General features: G+C 59.2%; 5 protein-coding genes. All 5 read left to right on the top strand.

What is annotated here, in order from left to right; genetic code table 11:
* On the top strand, positions 1 to 1,868 hold a 1,868-nt coding region (gene nuoL, locus WBP53_RS07585; protein ID WP_423927527.1), incomplete at its 5' end, for an NADH-quinone oxidoreductase subunit L.
* 21 nt (positions 1,869 to 1,889) lie between these two features.
* Positions 1,890 to 3,398 carry an NADH-quinone oxidoreductase subunit M gene (locus WBP53_RS07580; protein ID WP_423927529.1) on the top strand — a complete coding sequence of 503 codons (1,509 nt, stop codon included), beginning with the start codon at positions 1,890 to 1,892 and terminating at the stop codon, positions 3,396 to 3,398.
* Positions 3,399 to 3,408: 10 nt separating this feature from the next.
* Positions 3,409 to 4,860 (top strand): NADH-quinone oxidoreductase subunit NuoN, encoded by a 1,452-nt coding sequence (gene nuoN, locus WBP53_RS07575; RefSeq protein WP_423927525.1) that lies wholly within the window; start codon positions 3,409 to 3,411, stop codon positions 4,858 to 4,860.
* Positions 4,861 to 5,058: 198 nt separating this feature from the next.
* Entirely contained in the window at positions 5,059 to 5,388 is a 330-nt protein-coding gene (locus WBP53_RS07570) for a hypothetical protein (RefSeq protein WP_423927523.1), read from the top strand.
* Positions 5,389 to 5,460: 72 nt separating this feature from the next.
* Positions 5,461 to 6,408, top strand: a 948-nt coding sequence (locus WBP53_RS07565; RefSeq protein WP_423927521.1) for a hypothetical protein, incomplete at its 3' end; no start/stop codon positions are given.

Genomic DNA, 6,408 nt, shown 5'->3' with positions numbered 1-6,408 from the left:
GTGCCCAGGTATTCAACGAGAACATCTACACCTGGTTCGAGGTTGGCAGCACAAGTGCCCATATCGGTTTTCTGATTGATCGCCTTACCGCGATGATGATGGTCGTGGTTACCTTCGTGTCGCTGATGGTGCATGTCTACACGATCGGCTACATGGCCGAGGACGATGGCTATCAGCGCTTCTTCAGCTATATCGCGCTGTTCACCTTCTCGATGCTCATGCTGGTGATGAGCAACAATTTCCTGCAGCTGTTCTTCGGCTGGGAAGCAGTCGGTCTGGTCTCCTACCTGCTGATCGGATTCTGGTTCAAGCGACCGAGTGCGATCTTCGCGAACATGAAGGCGTTTCTCGTGAACCGTGTCGGCGACTTCGGCTTCCTGCTCGGAATCGCCGGCGTTCTGATGTGGTTCGGTGGCTCGCTCGATTACGCCACCGTATTTGCCTACGCGCAGGATCCCGCCGTGGACATGGGTGCGCGTTCGGTTGAGCTGATCGCCGGCCACCCATGGCACGTCGCAACGATTGTCTGCGTCTGCCTGTTCATCGGCGCGATGGGCAAGTCGGCACAGGTTCCGCTGCATGTCTGGCTTCCGGATTCGATGGAAGGCCCAACTCCGATTTCGGCGTTGATCCATGCGGCGACAATGGTGACGGCCGGCATCTTCATGGTCGCGCGCATGTCGCCGTTGTTCGAACTCAGCGAAGCCGCACTGACATTCGTCCTGATCATCGGTGCCACCACGGCGCTGTTTACCGGCCTGATCGGCATCGTGCAGAACGACATCAAACGCGTAGTCGCCTACTCGACGCTGTCCCAGCTTGGCTACATGACCGTTGCGCTCGGCGTATCGGCCTATTCCGCCGGCGTCTTCCATCTGATGACACATGCCTTCTTCAAGGCCTTGCTGTTTCTGGGTGCCGGCTCGGTCATCGTCGCCATGCACCACGAGCAGGACATGCGCCACATGGGCGGCCTGCGCAAGTACATGCCGATTACCTGGATGACGATGTGGATTGGCTCGCTGGCCCTCGCCGGAGCGCCGTTCTTTGCCGGGTTCTTCTCCAAGGACGCGATCATCGAAGCGGTCCACGCATCGACCCGCACAGGAGCCGGTTACGCGTATTTTTGCGTGCTCGTCGGAGTTTTTGTCACCGCGCTCTACAGCTTCCGCCTGCTCTACATGACGTTTCACGGCAAGGAGCGGTTCACGGTCGATCCGTTTAAACAGCATCACGGTCACGACGACCATGCTCACCATGAACCTGGCCATCTCGCGCATGCACCGCACGAATCGCCGTGGGTCGTTACCGTGCCGCTGATGCAGCTTGCCATTCCTTCGATCCTGATCGGCGGACTGACCATCGGCCCGATGCTGTTCGGCGACTATTTCGGCAATGCGATTTTCGTGCGCGAGGCCAACGACGTACTCGCCGAGGTCGGCAAGGGATACCACGGAGCATTGGCATTCGTCCTGCACGGGCTTACGCAACCGCCGTTCTGGGTCGCCGTCGCCGGATTCGTTACCGCCACCTATATCTGGCTGTTCAATCCTGGAATCGCCGACAAGGCGCAGTCTGCATTGCGACCGGTCTACAACGTGCTGTCGAACAAGTACTGGATCGACAACATCTACCAGGCGGTGTTCGCACGCGGCGGCATCAAACTCGGACGCGGCCTGTGGCGCGGCGGTGACGCCGGCCTGATCGATGCCGCCATCGACGGTTCCGCCAGTCTGGTCGACCAGCTGTCGGCGATCGTTCGCCGGGTCCAGTCCGGCTATCTCTACCACTATGCGTTCGCGATGATCCTCGGCCTGATCCTGCTACTTGGCGGATCATGGTGGTTGTTCACGCGAATTGCCGCCTGATTACGGGGAATGACGACCATCATGGCTCAATGGCCTCTACTCAGCGTGCTGATCTGGTTGCCGATCATCGGCGCCGTGCTCGTGCTTGCCCTGGGACGCGATCCGCGCGTGGCGCGCTGGCTCAGCGTGCTGGTTGCGCTGGCGACCCTGATTGCCAGCATTCCGCTCTACCTTGGGTACGACGCCCAGGCCGGTGGCATGCAGTTCGTTGAATCGCATTCCTGGATCGATGCATTGAAGGTGTTCTATGCACTGGGTGCAGATGGCATCTCGGTCGCCCTGATCGTGTTGACCACGTTCACCAGCGTGCTCGTGGTCATTGGTTCCTGGGGACCGATCGACAAGCGCGTGTCGCAATACATGGCCGCAATGCTTGCACTCGAGGGCATGCTGATTGGGGTGTTCGCTGCCACCGATGCCCTGCTGTTCTATGTTTTCTTCGAGGCGATGCTGATTCCGATGTTCATCATCATCGGTGTCTGGGGTGGGCCGCGTCGCGTCTATGCGACGCTGAAGTTCTTCATCTACACCTTCCTCGGCTCGATCTTCATGCTGATCGGCCTGATCTACCTGCACATGAAGACCGGTGAGTTCTCCCTGGAGGCCTTCGCCAACGTACCATTGGGTACGACGGAGCAGGCCTGGTTGTTCTTCGCATTCCTGATTGCATTCGCGATCAAGGTGCCGATGTGGCCGGTGCATACATGGTTGCCGGATGCCCACGTCGAAGCACCGACAGGCGGTTCGGTCATCCTGGCCGCGATCATGCTGAAGGTGGGTGGCTACGGCTTCATCCGCTTCTCGCTGCCGATTACGCCAGACGCCTCGCAGGAATATGCCTGGGTCGTCATTGCAATGTCGCTGGTTGCGGTCGTCTACATCGGCTATGTCGCCCTCGTTCAGGACGACATGAAGAAGCTGATCGCCTATTCGTCGATCGCGCACATGGCATTCGTTACCCTGGGCATCTTCATCGTGCTGTCATTGGTGCGCGTCCACGACAATCCGGAGGCTGCGCGCCTCGGCTTGCAAGGCGCAATGGTGCAGATGATCTCGCACGGCTTCGTTTCCGGAGCCATGTTCTCGTGCATTGGCGTTCTGTACGACCGCCTGCATTCGCGCATGATCCGGGATTACGGCGGCGTCGCCAACGTGATGCCGTGCTATGCCGCCTTCTTCGTGCTCTTTGCGATGGCCAACTGCGGCTTGCCGGGAACCAGCGGTTTCGTGGGTGAGTTCATGGTCATCCTCGCTGCATTCCAGGACAACTTCTGGATTGCCGCGGTTGCTGCATTCACCCTGATCATTGGTGCGGCCTACACTTTGTGGCTGGTCAAGCGCGTGATCTTCGGCGAGGTGACCAACCCGAAGGTGGCCAAGTTCAAGGATCTTGATGCGCGTGAATGGATCGTTCTTGGATCCTTTGCCGTAGCCGTACTCGCAGTCGGCATCTACCCCAAGCCGCTGACCGACCTGATGGACAGCTCCGTGTTGCAGATAGTCAACGCAATGATGCTGAGCAAGGCCTGAGACTCCCAAGATGATCCAATTCAATTTCGCCGATCTGATCGCCATCCTGCCCGAGCTGGTCTTGCTTGGGGCCACTTGCGTGATCCTGCTGGTCGACTTGTTCATCAAGCCTTCCCAGCGTGATATCACCCACTGGATGTCGATCGCGGCGCTGGCGGTGACAGCAGTATTCATCTGGCGTGGTGCGCCGGAAGCAGGGCAGGCGACCACCGCATTCAATGGTATGTTCCTGCACGATGGCATCAGCGTCGTGCTCAAGCAGTTCATTGTTCTCATGAGCGGTCTGTCCCTGGTTTACGGCCGCAACTACATGCGCGAACGAAAGCTGCTGATCGGCGAGTTCTATCTGCTTGTCCTCTTTGCGACCTTCGGCATGATGCTGCTGGTATCCGCCGGCAGCCTGATCACCGCCTACCTGGGCCTGGAATTGCTGGCGCTGTCCTCGTACGCGCTGGTGGCATTGAACCGGGATTCGGCAGTCTCCGCTGAAGCTGCCATCAAGTATTTCGTGCTGGGCGCGCTGGCCTCGGGATTGCTGCTCTACGGCATGTCGATGATCTATGGCGCGACCGGCACGCTGGACCTGGCAAGCATCAGTGCATCAATCGGACAAGTAGAGCATCCGGGTTGGCTGGCTTTCGGCCTGGTCTTCCTCGTTTGCGGCATCGCCTTCAAGCTCGGAGCGGCTCCGTTCCACATGTGGCTGCCCGACGTGTACCAGGGCGCGCCGACAGCGGTCACCGTGTTCATCGGTTCGGCACCGAAACTCGCTGCGTTCGGTCTTGCCTATCGCCTGCTCGAGGGCGGACTCGGCGGTCTCAGCGAACATTGGACCCTGATGTTGGCCATCCTATCGGTGTTTTCGCTGGCGATCGGCAATCTGTTAGCGATCGCGCAAAGCAACATCAAGCGCATGCTCGCCTATTCGACGATTTCACACGTGGGCTTCCTGTTGCTTGGATTCGTCGGAGCCACACCCGAGGGCTTTTCGGCGGCAATGTTCTACGCGATCAGCTATGCGCTGACTGCAGCGGTTGCCTTCGGCATGATTGCCTTGCTCGCTCGCGCCGGATTCGAGTGCGAGGAAATCGACGACTTCAAGGGCCTGAACCAGCGCAGCCCGTGGTATGCCGGAATCATGGCGATCGCGATGTTCTCTCTGGCCGGCGTGCCACCGTTGTTCGGGTTTTTCGCCAAATTGCTCGTGCTCAAGGCGGCCATCGACGCAGGCTTTCTGTGGCTGGCGATTGTGGCGATCGTGTTCGCGATCATTGGCATTTACTACTATCTGCGCGTGGTCAAGGTCATGTACTTCGACACGGCTGCGGACACGGGGAAGCTGGCCTTGCCTGAAGATGTGCCGATGCGCTGGGTAATCTCGCTCAACGGCCTCGCCTTGATCGTGCTTGGATTGACCTGGGGTCCGTTGTTTGACTGGTGCAATCGGGCTTTCGGCGTCTAGTCTTCGCGCGATGGGGCCACTCCGCGTAGCCATCCTGTCCGCGGCGAACGCGGGTGCGGCGTGCAAGTACCGCTGCGGAGGGTGACTACTCGCGTCTCCAGCGGACTTTCCCATAGCCTTCGGCAACTTTGCAAAGCGGGTCTGCCTTGGCTGGCACTGCTCGCCATTGTACTGCGCCTTCCGTTTGCGCCCGGCACCATGCCCGGCGTCGGGGAATACCTGGCACTGTGTCCGAGCGGATTGACGCCCCGCCAGGTTGAGCTGCTATTCCCGGTGCAGCATGACCACCATGCACACCATGGTTTGCATGAGACCTCGAAAGACGTGCCAGGTCCGGGCCACGAGCACGGCGACGGCTACTGTGCGTTTACCGTTCATTCCGGTGCAGATACGGTTCAGTCATTCACATTGCTGCTGGCATGGTTGCCTGCAGCCCTGAATGCAGTGTCTCGCGCCACATCGGCGGTGCTTTCGTCGATTCGCTACTACGAGGCGCGGGGTCCGCCGGCAATCCTGTCACCGAGCTGAACAATGTGCAGTCATTGAGCTGGCTGCAACTTCGGTGCATCGACTATTCGATGCGGCAAAAAAGGATCACACATGAAACTGCAACTGGCGGCAGCGCTTGCGCTTGCCCTGAATTTCACTACTGCGCGTGCCGATCATGAACATGATGAAGCGGGTCCCGTGCGCGCGGACAGCCACGCCCCGATCGGCGTTATGGGCGATCACCTGCATCGCGCAGGCGAATGGATGATTTCCTACCGCTACATGCATATGGACATGTCGGGAAACCGGATTGGAACCGACGACATTTCTCCCGATGCAATCGTTACCACGCAGGCCAATCCGTTTGCGGGCATGCCTGGCATGCCACCCACCTTGAGGGTGGTTCCGCTCGACATGCAGATGGACATGAGCATGTTCGGCGCGATGTACGGGTTAACCGATCGCGTGACCCTGATGGCAATGGTCAACTACGTTGACAGGCAAATGAAGCACCGTACCTATTCGGGTGGCATGGGAACCAGTGTTCTCGGTAATTTTGATACTTCAACCAGCGGGTTTGCGGATAGCAGCCTGTCGGCGCTGATAGGACTTGGCGAAAACGGGATGGGCAAATGGCACGCCAATATTGGCGTCTCGTTGCCTACAGGCTCGGTCGATGAAAAGGGCCAGGTGCTTGCGCCGAACGGCATGCAACCCGTGCTTCGACTTCCCTATCCGATGCAGCTAGGTAGCGGCACGACGGATCCCATGCTCGGTTTGACTGTCACGCGAAGGTTCGACAATTGGAGCTGGGGTGCGCAATGGACTGGACTTTGGCACCTCAAGGACAACAGCGAGGACTATCGCCTTGGTGATCAGCAGCGCCTGACGGCGTGGGCTGCACGTTTATGGACTCCGGCTGTCAGCACGTCCGTGCGTCTGGCCGGGCAGGATGTTGGCCAGATTCACGGCCGGGATCCACAGATCATGGCGCCGGTGCAAACGGCAGATCCTTCGCGTCAAGGTGGGCAGCGCATCGAGCTCGGCATGGGCATGAAC

Source organism: Dokdonella sp. (assembly GCF_049593775.1).
In the GTDB taxonomy this organism is placed as follows: Bacteria; Pseudomonadota; Gammaproteobacteria; order Xanthomonadales; family Rhodanobacteraceae; genus Dokdonella.
Note: the sequence above shows the minus strand (reverse complement) of the source record. Positions and strands in the feature narration are given on the sequence as shown.